Raw genomic sequence first — 18,711 nt, forward strand, 5'->3', positions numbered from 1 at the left:
CGTAAACTGACGGTTATACGAGTCCGTTGGCGGTAATTAAATGAAAAAAATGGAAAACAAAACTAAAGCTCATTATTTGATAGTGTTGGCTGTTTTTTTTGCCATAAGCTGTAAAAACGAAACAAAAAAGATGGAAGAAATTTCCACAAAAGAAGCTACGGAAGAGATAAATGTAATAGGCAACTACGTTTCTGAAGGTTATACAATGAGAAGCGAAGGCTATGATTGGGTAGCTGTATCTGTTATGGAAACGCCAGGTAATCAATTAAACATTTCAGTCCGCTCACGCTCAGATAAGAAAAAACCAACATGTACATTTGATGCTGTCGCCAGTAAAATGGCTGATCATGTCTATGAAACTGAAATCAACGGGAAAACCATACAATTTGAATTTACAAATTCTCAAGTCAGTATCTCGTCGAAAGAAGAAATGGATGGTCTACTCTATTTTTATTGCAGTGGTGGTGCAAGTATCGGTGGCACATACTCGAAAATCAATGAACCTTTAGATCAAAGTCAAATTGATAAGACAAAGTTCAGTAAGACATTAAATTTACAAGGCGTTGGTTTTAACATCTCTTCAATAGAAAAAGACGGTAAAAACACTTTAACGATTTTCACCTTTGGCTTACAAGAGAGTGAGTACAATGAAACTTTGAACATTGAAGGTGAAGATGTAGTAAATGCGGAAGTTGAAGATCTTAATTCTGATGGTTCACCTGAACTTTTTATTTACACGCGGTCAGTAGGTAGTGGTAGTTATGGAAATGTTTATGCTTTTTCTGTAAACAATAAGAAATCAATGAGTCGAGTTTATTTTCAACCCACTGCAGAAAACACTGAGATAAACAAGGGATATATGGGGCATGATCAGTTTTCTCTTGTTGAGATTTATTTGGGCCAACGTTTCCCCATTTATAAAGATGGAGATTCTAACGCAAATCCTACTGGTGGAACGCGTCAAGTAATGTACAAATTGGTCGAAGGAGAAGCCATGAGAAAACTGGAAGTTGATAATATATCAGAATATTAAAAACTACCGCCAACAATGGCTATAAGTAATCCCGAGTGATCGTGACTACTCATAGCCGAAACCGTTGTGGTTAATGTCCCAAAACCGAGAAAGTGAATGAACAAAACGATATTTGAGATTACCAAAATGGATTGTCCTTCCGAGGAAAATCTAATCCGAATGAAGTTGGACGGAATCTCAAGTATTGCAAATTTGGACTTTGATATTCCGAACCGAAAACTGACTGTTTTTCACAGCGGACAAATCGACCAAATTGAAAAGTCAGTTCTCGAACTGAATTTAGACGGAAGGAAAATCTCAACCGAACAAACCGACCGGACAGACTTTAAAGAGTACGTAGACCAGAAAAAACTACTCTGGACTGTCCTCGGAATAAATTTCGCGTTTTTTCTAATCGAAATGACAACTGGAATAATCTCAAAATCAATGGGATTGGTTGCAGATAGTTTGGACATGCTTGCCGACAGTTTCGTTTATGGAATCAGTCTTTTTGCGGTTGGCGGAACTCTAACAAGAAAAAAACGGATTGCAAAACTTGCTGGATATTTTCAAATAACACTAGCCATTATTGGATTTGTGGAAGTCTTAAGGAGATTTTTCGGAGACGAGAAACTTCCCGATTTTTCAACAATGATTATCGTTTCAATTTTTGCACTTATTGCAAACGGAATATGTCTTTACATTTTACAAAAGTCAAAAAGTAAGGAAGAGGCTCATATGAAAGCAAGTATGATTTTCACTTCGAATGACGTGATTATCAATTTGGGAGTAATTATAGCTGGAGTTTTGGTAAATTGGTTAAGCTCAAATAAACCCGATTTGATTATCGGAACAATCGTTTTTGTTTTGGTAATTCAAGGAGCATTTAGAATATTAAAATTGAGTAAATAAAAAAACACTAACCACAACAATGGCTATAATTCAGCGTGGCTGAATTCATAAAATGAAACTAAAAACATTAAATAAAGCTGATTTCTATTGCGGAACGATTCTGCCGAATCATTCCACGCCGAAATCATAGCCGAGACCGTTGTGCATAATTTAACGAAACCGTAAAATGCCATTTCCATTAGACGAAAAATATATAAAAGAAACTGAATCGGAATTGAACGTAAAATTTGCATCTGAATTTAAAAACCGAATGATAAAATCAAATGGCGGAGAATTATTGATTTCGGACGAGTTTGAATTTGAACTGTATCCATTTTTTGATAAGACTGACCGAAAAAGAATAAGTCGGACTTGTAATCACATCGGACTTGAAACAAAAAATGCTCGTGAATGGAATGGATTTCCTGACAATGGAATCGCAATTGGGGCAGACGGATATGGAAATCTACTAATCCTGACTCATAACGGAAATGGAAATTTAACTGACGAACTATATTTCTGGAATCACGAAACAAGACAATTAGAAAAAATAGCTGAATCGATAAATAAGCTTTATGTTGAAAAAAGCTCATTCTGGAATAAAATAAAGTCAAAATTTAATGGATAAAAAACTATGCACAACAATGTATAACCGCAATTACGGCGGATTCGACTACGTCCGAATCCACTCGGAATTGCGAGCGTCAGTTATTAATCGAAAAATAGTAACTTAAACCCGTAACGGACGGTTATACGAGACCGTTGTGTGGCATTAAAAAAGCAAATATGAAAGCAGTAGTTTATGAAAAATATGGTTCACCAGAAGTCCTTAAACTAAAGGATATAGAAAAACCAAAACCTAAAGATGATGAGATTCTGGTAAAAATATATGCTTCAACTGTCACTTCGGGAGACGTTAGACTTAGAAGTTCGGATTTTCCACCTTTAGTCTGGCTGCCTGCAAGATTGATTTTTGGACTTTTCAAACCCAAGAAAAAAATTCTAGGTCATGAATTAGCTGGAATAGTTGAAGAGATTGGCATAAATGTTACAGAGTTTAAGATTGGAGATAGTGTATTTGGAACAACCACCATGCTTCGTACTGGTTCATATGCAGAATATATATGCTTGCCTCAAAAATGGAAAAGTGGTGTGATAGGATTAAAACCAGAAAACTTGACTTATCAAGAAGCTGCGGCATTACCAGTTGGAGCAATGACTGCTATATACCTTTTTGAAAAAGCGATTTTGAAAAATGGACAAAGCGTATTGGTTTATGGATCTTCTGGAAGTGTTGGTAGCTATGCGGTACAGGTCGCAAGTCAAAAAGGTGCAAGAGTAACGGGCGTATGTAGCACTGCCAATTTTAAAATGGTAAAATCATTAGGCGCTGAAAGTTTGATTGATTATAAAAAAGAGGACTATTCTGAAGGCAATGAAAAATTCGATATAATCTTTGATGCGGTTGGCAAAACGACAAAATCAAAAGCAAAAAAGGTTCTTAAAACTGGAGGTAAATTCGTTTCTGTTAAAATGCTTACAAAAGAGAAAAGCGAATATTTAAAACTGATAAAAGATATGGCTGAAAAAGAAGAATTGAAGCCTTTTATCGACAAGTCCTTTAAACTTAGTGAAATAGTTGAAGCTCATGAGTATGTTGACCAAGGGCGTAAAAAAGGAAATGTAGTCATTGAAATCATTGACTAAAAAAGACAACGAACACACAACAATGTATATAAAGTCATAGCCGCCTATCGGCAGGCTACGCTTCATATACTAACCGTTGTGCACAATAAATACAAGTATGAAAAAAATATTAACCACTCTCTTCTTTTTATTTTCACTAAATTTTGTTTATTCTCAAGATTTTGACTTTGAGCTAATTGAAAAACTTACTAATATTTCATTCTATTCAATTGATAATTATATGATTGAGGGATATGGATTCAAAAAAATTAGAGAAGAAAATGAAGGTAAGAAACGTGTTTATTCAAGATACTACAACGATGATTTCAATAATACGATAATTATAAAAGTCACAAAATTTAAACCAATTCCAAAAGAAGAGGATGGAATGAAATCATACTATATCAAACCAAATTTTATAGAGATCACAATTGCGAAAAACTACAATTTAAGATTAATTAAAGATAAACTATTGGAGAGAGATTTCGAATACATTGGAAAAGATGATATGGGATTTTTAGGTTACGAAAAAGACAAACTTTTGTACTTAATATCTACGAGAACTAATGACGCTGGAGGTACTCAAATTATGCTTTTGAAAGAGTAATTACTGTGCACAACAACGTGTATAACTCATGGCTTTGAATACACTGAAATTTATTTACCTTTAAATTAAATAAATTCCGTGTAACTCACTAGAACGCAAAAGCGCCACGAGCCATACACAAAACCGTTGGCATTCATTTAAAATAGAACATTATGAAACTTGGAAAACTACTTTGGACTTCAGGTTCGATATTAATAAACGTAACAATAGGAATTTATATCTATTTATCAAGTAAGGCACCACTTGACCCAGTAGAAAGACATAATTATGTGAATGAAAATTGGGATTCATACGGTACGCACTGGAAATTTGAATTTCTATTTATGACTTTGATAGCGATAGGTGCGTTATACTTTGCTTTTAATCTTAAGAAAATAAGTTGGACAATAATTTCAGTTGGACAATTGATTCTGCTATCAACCTATCCAATAATGCTTGGCGGATTTGAAAATACATCTTTTGAAATGTCTCAAATGGCAAATCAAATAGCAACCGTAGTATTTGTTTTTGGAAACTTAATTTTTTTAGGCGGACTATTAAAACTATACTCATCAGATAACTATCTGAAAAAATGGTTGAAATGGACTGCAATAGCACTTTCAGGAATTACATTTTTGACCTTCTTAATTACGTTTATTGGAATTATTGATTGGAAACAAGCATTGATGATAGGACCTTTAGTTAATGTGCTTTATCTAATCAATGCGTACTATGGAATGAAATTAAAAGTGGAATAAGAACGAAATGCCAACAATGGCTATAATTCATTGTGGCAACGAGTTAAAACAAAGTTTAATTTATAAATGAAAGGTCTGGATTTCGGCGGAATAATCCTGCGGATGATTCCACAACGAAATCATAGCCGAGACCGTTACAGCCAATAAAAAACAATGAACAAAGCAAAGTCAATGATAAAAAGAGTAATTAAAATAGTCTTGTTGTTTCCAATAATTCTGCTCCTGTTGTTATTAGCAATTCTGTCGGTTAAATATTCACCAACTTATGTTTACCGCACAATTACCATGAATGTGGCTGATGTGTACGACTACAAAAACTTTGAGAACAGGGTAATACAAGGGGCTGTAAATACCTTCCATTTTGAAGAAAAATTAGAGGAGGCTTATGTAGAATCATTGTTTGATGAACGAGTTTCAAACTCAGGTTTCAATTCATTTGATGAGTGGGCAGAACAATCGCAAACTACTGCCCTTATTTTCATTCGTAGAGATACCATAGTTTATGAAAAGTATTTTAATGGATTTTCAAGAGACTCCTATTTTCATTCTCAATCTGTGGCTAAATCATTTATTTCTTTTTTGATTGGGGTGGCTATTGATGAGGGGTTAATTAAAAGTGTTGATGAACCAATGACACTTTATATCCCAGAATTAATCGAGCGTGACCCACGATTCGATAAGATTACTATTAAGAATCTTCTCGAAATGCGTTCAGGCCTTAAATACAACACTGATTTTTTACCCGTTATCAACATCCATGCACCTTGGAACGATGAAGTAATTGGATACTACCACCCTAATGTACGAAAGATATTACTCGAAAAACTAGAAGTTGAATCTGAACCTGGTAAAGCATTTGAATACAATAATTACAATACAAGTTACCTGGGCCTAATTATTGAACGTGCAACCGGAAAGACTGTCTCAAAATACTTAGAAGAAAAACTATGGTCGCAAATTATGGAATACGATGCATTGTTTTCAATAGACAGTAAAGAATCTGGATTTGAATATATGCCTAGCAGACTCATTGCAAGAGCCATAGATTATGCACGATTCGGACGCCTTTTTCTAAACAAAGGTAATTGGAATGGTAATCAAATTATTTCGGAAGATTGGGTTATTAAATCAACAACAGAGGATAAAACCATCTCTCGAGACCATTATCCGGATTGGTTAGGTAGCGGATGTAAACACAACTATTATTCCTATCAATGGTGGGGAAATACTAATTGTGATTCAACATTTCAGTTTTTTGCAAATGGAAATCTAGGGCAGAATATTTATGTGATTCCTGATAAGGAAGTCATTATTGTACACTGTGGGAATTCATTGCAACATTACAATGATGGTGATTTAATGAGAGTAGCTGAAAGGATTAGATAAATAATATCTTGAAAAATAAAAATTACAGGCTGTAACACTGTATATAAAACATTTGGCGGATACTGCTAATTTTAAGTTTGTTACACTTAATAAAAATTGTACCTTTTTTGAAAGATTTACACTTCGATATGCCAAACGTTTCATATACTCGGCCGTTGCCAGTAATTAGAATATGATTTCGCTAAAGAATGCCATAGAATCTATGATTGAAATCTCTCAAAAAGAGATGGACACTTTCATGTCTTTTTGTTATAAGAAATCATTCAAAAAGAAAGAGATTTTAAGCGATGACGATAAGTTTATTGATGAAGTTTACTTTATCGAAAAAGGCATCTTGAGAGTAAAAATTATCGATTTAGAAGGAACAGAACACACTACACATTTTGCAATAGAAAATCAATTCATTGCCGATTACAATGCGTTCCTTACGCAACAAAAGTCCAGATATCTATTAGAAGCAATGGAGAATACAGATGTAATTGTACTTCCGAGAAAAGCCATTGAATGGGGTTATACAAATATGAGTAGTGGACAAAAATTAGGAAGACTAATTGCAGAGTATTACTTTATTTATATGGACACAAGAATTCAAAATCTATATACATTATCACCTATTGAGCGTTACAAATTAATGGATGAAATTTTCCCTAAAATTCATAACCGTGTTCCGCAACACATGATAGCCTCTTACCTAGGTATTACACCAATACATTTGAGTAGAATAAAAAAGCAACTTCTGTAAAACATAAACATTTGTTATCGTTTTAGACGTCCTTCTCTAATGAAATTTGTCGAAATAATTTTTGACAAATGGAATTCATTGAAACCTTAAAAGAAAGAAATGCACTTTTGTTTTGGCTTGGATTGCTAAATCTAGGTCTAGCAATTATACTCGTGTTCTTTTCCTATTTTAAACCAATAGAATTTGCTGGTACAAATGCATGGTACAAACCTATAAAGTTTACACTTTCGACTGCTATATTATCATTTTCCGTTGGTTGGTATACTGGATATTTAAAACCTAGTAGTGATATCAATGTAATGAATTGGGTTATAATTATCACGCTAGCATTTGAAGTCATCTACATAACTTGGCAAGCCAGTAAAGGCCAAGCTTCTCATTATAATCAATCCTCACCTTTTTATGCCTTTATGTTTTCAATGATGGCCTTAGCTGCAACAATTGCAACTATTGCCGTAGGATATATTGGCATCAAATTTTTCAGCTATTCAATTAATGATATACCAAATTACTATTTATGGGCTATACGGTTTGGATTTATCCTATTTGTCATTTTTTCATTTGAAGGATTCGTTATGGGAGCTAAAATGTCTCATACTGTTGGAGCTCAGGATGGAGTCAAAGGATTGCCATTTCTAAATTGGAGCGTTAGCTATGGCGATTTACGCATCTCACATTTTATTGGTATGCATGCACTTCAGGTACTTCCATTAGTAGCTTGGTATTTTTTAAAAAACACCAAACTGACCATTCTTGCAGCAATAATATACGCACTCTTAGCGGTCTTCATTTTAGTCATGGCACTAAGAGGAAATTCAATATTCAAATTCTAAAACTATTTAAAATGAAAAGTAAATTCAAAACAACACATTTAGTACTACTACTTTGTTTATTAACTCTGACTAGTTGTTACTCGGTTAAAAAGACCGTAAAAAAAAGCAAACCCAATTCAGAAAAAATAAACTGGCCTGCTAATTATAAGCCAGAAGAAGCAGCTTTTTTTGTTCATAATGAAATCGACATTAATGCTGAACCTGAAGCAGTATGGGATATTTTAATTAAAGCCGAAGACTGGCCAAAGTGGTATGAAGGAGCCACAGATGTAAATATTATAAACAATAAATCAAGGCAACTTGGAGACAAAACAATATTCTCTTGGAAAACGATGGGTCAAAGTTTCGAATCAACTACTATCAAAGAGTTCTCACCGCCCTACAGGTTAAGTTGGGAAGCAACTAAAAATAACATTAAAGGCTACCATGCTTGGCTGATTATACCAACCGATAATGGATGTAAAGTGATTACAAGTGAAACTCAACATGGTTTTTTAACCTTTATGCAAAAGGTATTTGTTCCGAATAAGTTGAAAAAATTACACGATATATGGTTAAGAGAACTCAAAAACAAAGCAGAAAATGAAACTGAAAAATAAAACAGTTGATAGATTAAAAAAAGACTATGGTAATTGGGCTTTAGTTACTGGAGCTACTTCAGGCATTGGTAAAGCATTAGCTACCAAATTAGCTGAAGCAGGTTTTAACTTGGTAATTACTGGACGTAGAGAGACACAACTAAACTCACTCAGCACCGAATTCTTTGACCAATACAATGTTGAATCGATACCAATAGTTGGTGATTTATCTAGAAAAGAAGCAGTCGATTCACTTTTAGAAGAAACCAATCACTTATCTATTGGGATTGTGATATTGAATGCTGGTTTTGGTACTTCGGGAAAGTTTGTTAATTCTGATATTCAAAATGAGTTGAATTTGGTTGACCTAAATTGTAAAGCTGTTTTACAAATGTCTCATCACTTTTGCAATAAAATGAAAGATGAAACCAGAAAAGGTGCTATTGTATTACTTAGTTCAATGGTTGCTTTTCAAGGAGTTCCTAATGCAGCTAACTATGGAGCAAGTAAAGCTTACATTCAATCATTTGGTGAAGGATTAGCTAGAGAGTTAAAGCCTTTTGGTATTGATATTTTATGTGCCGCACCTGGTCCAGTGAAATCTGGTTTTGCAGATAGAGCAAATATGAATATGGGAATGTCATTATTACCTGAAGATATAGCTATCCCAATCATCAAGGCTATTGGCAAGAAAAGTACTTTGCTACCGGGTTTCTTGACAAAATTTTTAGTTTACAGTCTAAGACTTTTGCCTAGATGGGGAAAAATAAGAGTAATGGAAAAAGTTATGGGTGGGTTTACAAAGCATCAGAAATAACTACTGGCAACAATGTATAAACGCAATAGCGGTTCAGGTGCAAACTTGAACCGATTTTGTTTTAATTTAAGTATCTTTTCAACCGAAAAGCAGTTGTATAAAATCCGCTACTGCGCTTATACTAACCGTTGGCAGTAATATAAACTAACCCTAAAATGAAAAATTAAATTTATGACGACTTACCTTTATTGGATAAACCAAAAGAGCCATTTGGTAGAATAAAATGTAACATATGTGATACACAATATGAATATGAATTTGAATTCGATTCTATAAAAGCACCTTACAAAGAATCTGGCATCCTAAAATACGTGTGTGGAGTCGACTTAGTAAAATGGAATAGTACAACTGAACCATATTTAGTATTGGTGTCTAAAAACTAATAGTTAATCAATAACTATATTTACGAACAACATTAATCAAGAAATATGATAAAATACTTTAGAAAACTTAACCCTGGAATTAAGAGAATCTTTATTGTTGGCAATCTTGTAATTGCTATAATTATATGGTTATTGTTCGAATTCTACTTTTATGATAATGAATTTTCCGAATATATTCTTGGAACTTCAATCATTTATTGGGTATTAATTTTTTCCGGACTATGGATTTATCAAGGCTTTGAAAAAAATAAGAAATCTTAATTATAAATACTACTGCCAACAATGGCTATAATCCATTGCTACGTTAGTAAAAAATTATAAATTTAAACATGACCAGCGCTACTGATTCCTACTCCGAAATTCTGCCGAATTTCTACGCAACGGAATCATAGCCTAACCGTTGTGCTTCATTTAAATCAAACATTAGTCAATGGCAAAAATCTTTAGAAAAATAAGACAGAATATGATTAAGGATAAAAAGGTCATTAATTATCTTCTTTATGCTATAGGAGAAATTATACTCGTCGTTATTGGAATTTTAATAGCGTTAAGTATCAATAATTCAAATGAATTAAAAAAAACACAAGAGGCAGAGAAAGTCTATCTAAAAGAAATAAAGAGTGATCTAATTCAAGATACCGTATTGTTGTCTCAAGTCATTCAAGATCACAAATGGCGAATTGCTCAATTAATGTCTCAAGACTCTACTATTGACTTCATTTTTGAAGAAATTATTGGTGAGCTTCCTAAAGTAGCAGGAGTATCTGAATTAGAATATATATTTTTTACAGATAGAAAATTTCGACCAAAAATTGGAACTTATAATTCAATGATATCTGAAGGAAAATCAAACATTATAAGCAATCGGGAGCTATTTAATACTATTCAAAATATCTATGAATTAGAAGCCCAAAATATCATCAATATCGGAGAGGATGTATTGGATCGTTCTAATGAATTACGAAATAAATATGCGTATGAAATAAAATATGGTGATTTTGGCTCACCAATTACAATTACTGACAAACGGATATTAGCCGATATTTATATTTCATCGAGACAACTTAATTATTATACAAGGCAATCAGTTTTATTAAAAAAGAGCATAACAGAATTAATCGAGCTAATAGATATTGAATACCAATCTTTAGAAAAGAATAACCAAAGCTAACTATAAGACATATATATTTCTGTGCTTGTCATCCACTTTTAGTAATTGTAACAAATTTGAAACTTCCACGTCCTATTGTTCTAAACAATATAAATGAAAAATCAAATTCTACTATTACTTGCATTAGTATTATTTAGTGCCTGTAACAACTCAACTAAATCGAACACAACTAATCAGCCAACTCTAAATGATTATCAGCTTGGCGAGAAATGGGTCTGGAAATATAAAGGAGTGACTACTGAAGGAGAAGTACGCTCTGATGGTAAAGATACAAGAGAAATAGTAAGTTTTGACGGAGTCCTAGGTATGACTATTGGAAAAGATACTATTCCCGTTAGCGAAATCGTTAAACCAGATGTAAGCGAAACACCGAAGTACGACTGGCCTCTTGAAGTAGGCAAAAAATGGAAATATGAAAACAGTTGGACAAGTCAAGACGGAACTACTGGGAACCAAAGTCAGAATGCCGAAGTACTATCATACCAAGAAGAAACTGTAGAAGCAGGAACCTTTATGGCCTACACAATACAATACACAGGTAAAACAACCAATTCTAGAGGATATAGCGCAAATGAAACTGAAGTTTGGTTATATGCACCTGCTGTAAAAAACTTCATTAAACTTACTCAAAATCAAGGTGATTTTCACTACGTGGAGGAATTAATCGAATATTCAAAGCCACAATAAATAAACGAAAGCACAACAACGTGTATAGCTCATTGCGGCTGAATTCCTAATCGGAATTCATTGCAATTTGCTATCTTTCGGTTACGGCGGAAAATCAGCTATGATTTTCCGCAACGAGCCATACACAAAACCGTTAGCGATAATTAGATGATATAATGTTCACACTGATAAGGAAAATAAGGAAAAAGTTAATTGAAAAAGGCAAACTTAGAAACTATCTTTTTTATGCTATAGGAGAAATTATACTTGTTGTAATTGGAATTTTAATAGCCTTGCAAATAAATAGTTTAAACCAAAAAAAGTTAGATAAGGACGCTGCTACTAATGTGCTGGATAGATTAATTCAGGATATTGATGCTGATTATAATCGTCTTAAATATATAGATTCAACTTACACGAAAAATCTAGAAAACATAGGTGAAGTTTATAAAATTCTCGCAATGGATAAAATTGAGAGCCCTGAACAATTAGAGAAGGTTGCTTTCTTCAGTGGTGCGGATATTAAAGATGTTAATAGTGTTCGAGCAACTTTTGATGAAATGATTAATACAGGTAGTATCTATAAGCTGGATAATCAATCTTTAATCGAACAAACTATAGAATATTATAGATTGGTTGATGATAATACTTACCAATCACGTGAAGATAGAAGAGAATTCAGAAACCTTTTCTATGGTCCTGAATTATTGGACTATTGGTATATCAGGTCTTCGAGCAAGAATAATCTGGAATTAGCTAAAAATTTCTTTAGTGATAATAATTCAGATGGTTACAAGAGAATAGTCCAATCATCTAATTGGAGTGGTGGTTTGGTTTCGAGAGGGAAAAATAGAAATACACTATTAATTAAAAAGAACCGCGCATTGAAGAATCTACTCGAACTTGAGATAAAATAACAAATCGCTAACACTGTATAAAATGCATTAAAACGCACTTTATACTAACCGTTGGCGGTAATTAAACCTTTACGAGAAAATAAAGTCCAAAAAAGGAATTTAACTAATGTACCAGTAATGAATAAAACAGCTTACTTAAAATTTTTTGCGGTATTACTATTTGCTGCTTGTAGTAAAGATGAACCAATTTCAATAGTCAATGCAATACCAGTAGTAAAGGCTGAATCTTCTTACACGGTTTTAAAAGAAGAAGATATCACTTATGCTGATGGACTTAGTCATAATACAACAAGTAATTCCGCTTTTGCAATTCCCCTAAAATTAGATTTGTATTATCCTGATAATAATTCTAGCAATAGACCTGTTTTTATGTTTATTCATGGAGGTGGATTTAATGGAGGAACAAAGACAAAGCCCGAAATTGTAGAGATGGCAAATTACTATGCTTCAAGAGGATGGGTTTTTGTTTCTATAGATTATAGAACAACAGAAGAATTGGGAGTAATACAAGGAATGACCCCAGAGGAATTATTAACGTATTATAGAGGAATTGCACCTCAAGAATGGGTTGAAAATGCTTTGCAAGGAGCGCAGAGTGCGGATGAAGTTCAGCAGGCTACTGCTATGTACCTCGCCCAAAGGGATTCAAAAGCCGCTCTTCGTTGGATTGTAGCAAACGCAAGAAGTTATAACATAAATGAAGATTTTATTACAGTTGGTGGAGCTTCTGCAGGAGCAATTACTACAATTGCTTTAGGAATTTCTAACTTAGAAGACTTTAAAGATGAAATTACTATTAGCAATGACCCTACACTTTCTACTTCAAACTTAAACGAATCTTATTTAGTAAGAAGTATGGTTTATTTTTGGGGTTCAAACATAAAATTAGATGTTTTTGAAGCAGCTTATAACTTAGAACAGTATAACAGATATGATGCTAATGATCCAGAATTATTTATGGGTCATGGTACAGCACAGGATCTTGTTACGCCTTATGAAGAAGCACTTGAACTGCAAAGTATATACAACTCTTTGGGTATTTACAACAAACTAGCAACCTTAACCAAACCGAATGGTGAACCTATAGGGCATGGAGCTTGGAATGGTATATTTGATGGTAAGGGCTTATTCGAATTAACTTTCGATTTTCTAGTTGAAAGACAAAATTTAAGTGTTGAATAAATAACTACCGCCAACAATGACTATAAACAATTGGGGCGAAAGTTATAAAACGAAACAAAAATATAAAACAAAGGTTAGTGCTAAACTGAACAGTTAGAGCGTAAAATCCTCAACTAATCATATCCAAGACCGTTATCAGCAATTATGAGATTGTATATAGTAATATTGTTATCAGTCTTTGTATTGTCTACCTGCAATACAAAAACCAAGAAGAAGTACAAGACGAAAAATACTATTATCCAAGAGGAGGGTAGATTTTTAAGTATCTCAAGAGATAAATATAAAGATCAATTATATGGTTTTTGGTTGGGGCAATGCGTTGCTAATTGGACAGGCCTGGTCACTGAGATGGATAAGATCGGTAATATCGGGGAAATAAAGACGGGAGATTTCTATACCCGTGAGGATTGGGGAAAGCCCGACCAACCTAGTATTTGGGGTCAGGGTATTCCCAGTGACTTGTCTCCTATTATTGATTTTGTATTCAGGGATACAACAGAGGTATGGGGTGCTGATGACGATACCGATATTGAATATATGTATCAACACTTGATGTACGAAAACCAGACTAGTAGCCTAAGCCCAAAACATATTCGGGATGGTTGGTTAAAACATATAAAAGCAGACGAAGAGAATTACTTATGGGTGTCTAATCAAAAGGCATTTGACCTAATGAGACAAGGTATTCTACCTCCAGAAACAGGTAGCCCAGAGAGGAATGAACATTATAACATGATAGATGCCCAATTGACCACTGAGCTCTTTGGATTTTTTGCTCCTGGTCGTGCCGATATTGCGAATAAAATTGCGGATCTTCCAATTAAAACTACCTCTCGTCGAGAGGCTGAATATATTTCAAAATTCTATGTTACAATGTATTCTCTGGCCTCATTAAACCCTGATAAGACCTTGAGTGAGCGTATTCACTGGATGGCTGATGAGGCTCGAAAAGTACTGCCGGATAGCCTGTACCCGGCAAAGATGTATGATTATTCACGTAAGTTATACGAGTCAGGTATACCATGGGAACAAACCAGAGATTCAATTTACTATCGTTATCAGGTTCAACAAAAAGATGGATATGATATTACATCAAGAAACTTGTATTGTAATGGTTGTTTTGCCGCAGGTATAAACTTTGCATCGAGTTTAGTAAGCTTATTCTATGGAGAGGGTGATTTGAAAAAAACCATACAAATAGGAACTTTGGTAGGTTGGGATTCTGATAATCCAACAGCAACTTGGGGTGGTTTAATTGGTTTCATGATTGGAAAGGGTGGAATAGAAAAATCTTTCGATAGACAATTCTCAAATCGATTCAATATTCACAGAACCAGACAAAATTTCCCTTATAATGGAATAGATACTTTTGAAAACATGGCCAAAAAGGGGCTATTTGTGACAGATAGAGTTGTAAAAGAAGAAATTGGCGGAACACTTGATCAAGAAAAAAATATATGGATCATCCCACTAAAGACTGCGAACGAGTAAAAACAAAAGCTGCTAACAAAGTATAAAAATAATAGTGGAAATAGTAATAAATATGAACATTGTAGCCCGCATAAAATTCAGTCATAACTTGATAGATTGGAGTTCCGCAATCGGGGAATATTCTTATACAAACCGTTAGCTGTAATTAAACCAAATAAGGAAATTTGGGTCTAATATCAAAAAACACAAAGTATGACCAGAAATAATTTATGGATAATTGCATTGATGTTAGTATTTCTTGCATGCAGCAAAGACGACAATCCATTAGAGGAATCTGAACCAATTGAAACAGAAGGGTATAATATGCTTCTTATTGGGAATAGCTTTTTTAGACCTTATGCAGAAAAATTTGATGTAATGGCAGTTGATGCTGGTTTTGAAAATCACACTAGTACGACAGTCTTTCGTGGGGGCGAAAATGGAAGACCTATCAATTTTTGGAATGATTCAACTAGTGCCGAACATCAACAGATAAAGTCTGTACTTGATGCGGGTAATATTAAATACTTTGGGATGACTTTTGGGCACGATTCAATCAATCGAATTGAAGGTCATCGCGCTTGGATAGACTATGCATTACAAAACAATCCAGACGTAACTATTTTTATATCATTATCACCTTTTGACTTTCCCAACGGAGATCCTAATGGTACTCGACCAAATTGGAATACATTTGCAATCGAAAATGGGTTCAATTCAATACAGGAGTTCTATGATTATTACATAAATGAGATTATACATAACGAAATTGTAGACGAATTGCGTATCGAATTTCCTTCTACCAATATATTCACCATCCCAACTGGATTGGCAACCTTTGAATTAGCACAAATGAATATTGATGGCTTATTGCTTGACGATATTGATATGTTTGGGGCACGCGAAACATCTATTTTTACAGACCCAAAAGGACATCAAGGTGATATAGTTCGCGTGACAGGTGGTCTTATATGGTTAAACAGTATCTATCATGTTGATCTAAATACCAACACTTATGAAACAGGATTCAATACAGATTTACACGAAATCGCCAAACAAATAACCGATAACCATGATTCAAATTACAAACAGTAAAGACCAATTATTTAAGAAATCAGGAATCTGAAAAACAACAACAGCTAACACGGTTTATAGTACATACCCTTTGGGATACGCACCATACACAGAACGTTGGCAGAAATTAAAACAATCTAATAGATGAAAAACCTAATAATTGAATTTTCGGTATTGCTGTCAATTATGTTTTTAAGTGCTTGTAAACCTGAAAATTCTAATATAAAAGAAGACGATTCTTTGAAATTACAAAACCCATATCTTGGTCAAAAACCACCAGGGTTAACTCCTAAGCCATTTGCTCCAGGCCTTATATCTACAGAAATATATGAATACGATGGCGCATTTACCCCAGATATGAAGGCATTTTATTTTATTAGAAGAGGAGAACAAAATAAAAAATCAGCTTTCTACGAATACAAATACAATGAAATTAATGGGAAATGGGAAAAATCAGAGGTGGCATCACCATGGATAGGACGACCAGTAATATCTCCGGACGGTGAAACAATGCATTTAGGAGATAGATATCTAAAAAGAACGGAGACCGGATGGTCTGAATTACAAAGCCTTGAACCTCCCACTGTAAGCAATGATTCTATGTATATTATGCGGCTTTCATCTTCTGCAAATGGGACCTTTTATTTTGACACCTATAAAGAGAATGACTCGACTTTTCCAATTCGCTATTCACGTTTGATTGATGGAAAACATGAAGAACCTATTGTTTTGCCCAAAGCGATAAACACAGGGACTTTTTTAAGTCACCCATTTATTGCTCCAGATGAATCATATTTATTATTTGATGCTGAAAGGGAAGATGGTTTTGGTGATTCTGATATCTACATCAGTTTTAAACAAGAAGATGGCACTTGGGGTAATGGCATTAATTTAGGAGATAAAATAAACACTGGCGCTTGGGAAGCGTCCGCTAGTATTACTCCAGATGGCAAATACCTGTTCTTTAGTAGAAATGTCGGTTCAGACGATTTTGAAAATGTAGATATTTTTTGGGTCAATTCAAAGATTCTAGAAACACTGAGGCCATAAACAAAAACTACTACCAACAATGGCTATAGTTCCTTACGGTTGAATTCCTAATCGGAATTCAACTCGTTTTGCTATCTTTAGTACTTCAGCGGAAAATATTTGTGCATTTTCACATAACGAACGCTTACACAAAACTGCTGTAAGTCATGTGAATTAATTTATAGATTTTTGATCATCTTGTTATTTGTTTTAGGTAGTTGTTTTCGCAGAAAACTAGTAATTAAAATAACATTGACTTTTATTAATCTAATAAATTGACATAGCAAATAAATAAAAATCATCCATGAATAGATTCGCAATCCTAAGACAAAGAATTTCTCATTACAACATTAAAGGAAAAATAACAACCGTTTTATGGATAACCTTAATCTGGACTTTAATACGATTATTTAGATTTTTTGAAACATATGCTAGCAATCCGGATCTTATAGAATTAAATGAAGAGTTAGCATCGAGTATTCTTATTACTGCTGTTGCAGGTTTATTTGTTGGAGCCAGTATCGTATTTCTTTGGGAGCGTTGGTTGAGAAGGATGGCTTACTTCAAAGCCATGTTTTTCATTATGCTGTTTTACTCCTTGATGTTTTCTATTTTATTCAGTTTAGAACAAGGATTGATTAAGCTGAGTAACACAAAACAAACCATGGATGTAGAGGTCCTTGCGCTTAAATTTAAAGAAGGATTTAATCTGGTTTTTTTGACGAACTATATCTATTGGCTGGTTATTACTTTTATGACCATTTTATTTTTATTCATTAGGGATAAATTCGGCCCAATTACGTTTGTTAATTTTTTAAAAGGAAAATACCTAAGACCAAAACGCGAAGAGCGCATCTTTATGTTTATGGATTTAAAATCGTCCACTACAATCGCTGAACGGCTTGGAGAAGAACGCTATTTCAATTTCTTAAATGACACTTTTAGAATAGCAACTCCTGGAATATTAGCTACACAGGGGGAAATCTACCAGTATGTTGGTGATGAAATAGTAATTAGCTGGTTAATAAAAAATGGGGTTAATAGAGCAAATTGTATCCGCTGCTATTATGAAATAATCGAACAGCTAAAGGATAAATCCGTTTATTTTGATGAAACCTACGGAACACAACCTCTATTTAAGGCAGGATTACATCTTGGTCATGTCATTACTGGTGAAATGGGAATTGTAAAAAGAGAAATTGTGTATTCTGGAGATGTTTTAAATACGGCTTCTAGGATACAATCACTTTGCAATGAAATGAACACTGATCTATTACTATCTAATAAATTATTAAAACAGATTGATCTAAAATTTCTAGATAAAGAATTTAAGTCTGTTGGTAATATTACGCTCAGAGGAAAACAACAAAAAATAGAGTTAGTAACTCCGTTAAATAATGATTAAGTATTAACTATAATTTGATCCATTCATCCATATTTATAATTCAATAATAATAAGGTGTCAATTGTTCCTATTTAATTATAGATTATTTGGATTTTCTTTTAACTAAAAAAACTTATTACAACAAT

At 33.7% G+C, this 18,711-nt stretch carries 20 protein-coding genes; all 20 read left to right on the top strand.

Going from position 1 to position 18,711, the window contains the following annotated elements; translation table 11 throughout:
• Window positions 1-49 precede the first annotated feature (49 nt).
• Window positions 50-1,033: a PliI family lysozyme inhibitor of I-type lysozyme gene (locus ACRHOC_RS08865; protein ID WP_431158247.1), complete on the top strand. Its 984-nt coding sequence runs from the start codon at window positions 50-52 to the stop codon at window positions 1,031-1,033.
• A 96-nt stretch (window positions 1,034-1,129) separates the two neighbouring features.
• Window positions 1,130-1,924, top strand: a complete 795-nt coding sequence (locus ACRHOC_RS08870) for a cation transporter (RefSeq protein ID WP_431158248.1) — start codon at window positions 1,130-1,132, stop codon at window positions 1,922-1,924.
• 166 nt (window positions 1,925-2,090) lie between these two features.
• Complete coding sequence (locus ACRHOC_RS08875; protein ID WP_431158249.1) at window positions 2,091-2,531, top strand: SMI1/KNR4 family protein; 441 nt, start codon at window positions 2,091-2,093, stop codon at window positions 2,529-2,531.
• Window positions 2,532-2,689: 158 nt separating this feature from the next.
• On the top strand, window positions 2,690-3,610 hold the full coding sequence (locus tag ACRHOC_RS08880; protein ID WP_431158250.1) for an NAD(P)-dependent alcohol dehydrogenase: 921 nt from the start codon (window positions 2,690-2,692) through the stop codon (window positions 3,608-3,610).
• Between the two features lie 97 nt (window positions 3,611-3,707).
• Window positions 3,708-4,196 carry a hypothetical protein gene (locus tag ACRHOC_RS08885; RefSeq protein ID WP_431158251.1) on the top strand — a complete coding sequence of 163 codons (489 nt, stop codon included), beginning with the start codon at window positions 3,708-3,710 and terminating at the stop codon, window positions 4,194-4,196.
• 152 nt (window positions 4,197-4,348) lie between these two features.
• On the top strand, window positions 4,349-4,933 hold the full coding sequence (locus tag ACRHOC_RS08890; protein WP_431158252.1) for a hypothetical protein: 585 nt from the start codon (window positions 4,349-4,351) through the stop codon (window positions 4,931-4,933).
• Between the two features lie 171 nt (window positions 4,934-5,104).
• A complete protein-coding gene (locus ACRHOC_RS08895) occupies window positions 5,105-6,319 on the top strand; it encodes a serine hydrolase domain-containing protein (RefSeq protein ID WP_431158253.1) in 1,215 nt (404 codons plus the stop codon).
• 172 nt (window positions 6,320-6,491) lie between these two features.
• Complete coding sequence (locus ACRHOC_RS08900) at window positions 6,492-7,061, top strand: Crp/Fnr family transcriptional regulator (protein ID WP_431158254.1); 570 nt, start codon at window positions 6,492-6,494, stop codon at window positions 7,059-7,061.
• A 68-nt stretch (window positions 7,062-7,129) separates the two neighbouring features.
• Window positions 7,130-7,894, top strand: coding sequence for a hypothetical protein (locus ACRHOC_RS08905; RefSeq protein WP_431158255.1), 765 nt, complete (start codon window positions 7,130-7,132; stop codon window positions 7,892-7,894).
• An 11-nt stretch (window positions 7,895-7,905) separates the two neighbouring features.
• Window positions 7,906-8,493: an SRPBCC domain-containing protein gene (locus ACRHOC_RS08910; RefSeq protein ID WP_431158256.1), complete on the top strand. Its 588-nt coding sequence runs from the start codon at window positions 7,906-7,908 to the stop codon at window positions 8,491-8,493.
• Window positions 8,477-9,289 (top strand): SDR family NAD(P)-dependent oxidoreductase, encoded by an 813-nt coding sequence (locus tag ACRHOC_RS08915; protein ID WP_431158257.1) that lies wholly within the window; start codon window positions 8,477-8,479, stop codon window positions 9,287-9,289. Before ACRHOC_RS08910 ends, ACRHOC_RS08915 begins: the two co-directional genes overlap by 17 nt.
• A 188-nt stretch (window positions 9,290-9,477) precedes the next feature.
• Window positions 9,478-9,672 carry a hypothetical protein gene (locus tag ACRHOC_RS08920; protein ID WP_431158258.1) on the top strand — a complete coding sequence of 65 codons (195 nt, stop codon included), beginning with the start codon at window positions 9,478-9,480 and terminating at the stop codon, window positions 9,670-9,672.
• Window positions 9,673-10,102: 430 nt separating this feature from the next.
• On the top strand, window positions 10,103-10,843 hold the full coding sequence (locus ACRHOC_RS08925) for a DUF6090 family protein (RefSeq protein ID WP_431158259.1): 741 nt from the start codon (window positions 10,103-10,105) through the stop codon (window positions 10,841-10,843).
• A 93-nt stretch (window positions 10,844-10,936) separates the two neighbouring features.
• On the top strand, window positions 10,937-11,530 hold the full coding sequence (locus ACRHOC_RS08930) for a hypothetical protein (RefSeq protein ID WP_431158260.1): 594 nt from the start codon (window positions 10,937-10,939) through the stop codon (window positions 11,528-11,530).
• A gap of 155 nt (window positions 11,531-11,685) precedes the next feature.
• A complete protein-coding gene (locus ACRHOC_RS08935) occupies window positions 11,686-12,426 on the top strand; it encodes a hypothetical protein (RefSeq protein WP_431158261.1) in 741 nt (246 codons plus the stop codon).
• 117 nt (window positions 12,427-12,543) lie between these two features.
• The gene (locus ACRHOC_RS08940; RefSeq protein WP_431158263.1) at window positions 12,544-13,608 is read left to right on the top strand and encodes an alpha/beta hydrolase; all 1,065 of its coding nucleotides are present in this window, start codon (window positions 12,544-12,546) and stop codon (window positions 13,606-13,608) included.
• Between the two features lie 144 nt (window positions 13,609-13,752).
• Window positions 13,753-15,099: an ADP-ribosylglycohydrolase family protein gene (locus tag ACRHOC_RS08945; protein ID WP_431158264.1), complete on the top strand. Its 1,347-nt coding sequence runs from the start codon at window positions 13,753-13,755 to the stop codon at window positions 15,097-15,099.
• A 192-nt stretch (window positions 15,100-15,291) separates the two neighbouring features.
• A complete protein-coding gene (locus ACRHOC_RS08950) occupies window positions 15,292-16,173 on the top strand; it encodes a hypothetical protein (protein ID WP_431158266.1) in 882 nt (293 codons plus the stop codon).
• Window positions 16,174-16,296: 123 nt separating this feature from the next.
• Entirely contained in the window at window positions 16,297-17,202 is a 906-nt protein-coding gene (locus tag ACRHOC_RS08955) for a TolB family protein (protein ID WP_431158267.1), read from the top strand.
• 283 nt (window positions 17,203-17,485) lie between these two features.
• Window positions 17,486-18,586, top strand: a complete 1,101-nt coding sequence (locus ACRHOC_RS08960; RefSeq protein WP_431158269.1) for an adenylate/guanylate cyclase domain-containing protein — start codon at window positions 17,486-17,488, stop codon at window positions 18,584-18,586.
• Window positions 18,587-18,711 lie beyond the last annotated feature (125 nt).

It is taken from the genome of Winogradskyella poriferorum (genome assembly GCF_050618035.1).
Lineage (GTDB): Bacteria > Bacteroidota > Bacteroidia > Flavobacteriales > Flavobacteriaceae > Winogradskyella > Winogradskyella poriferorum_A.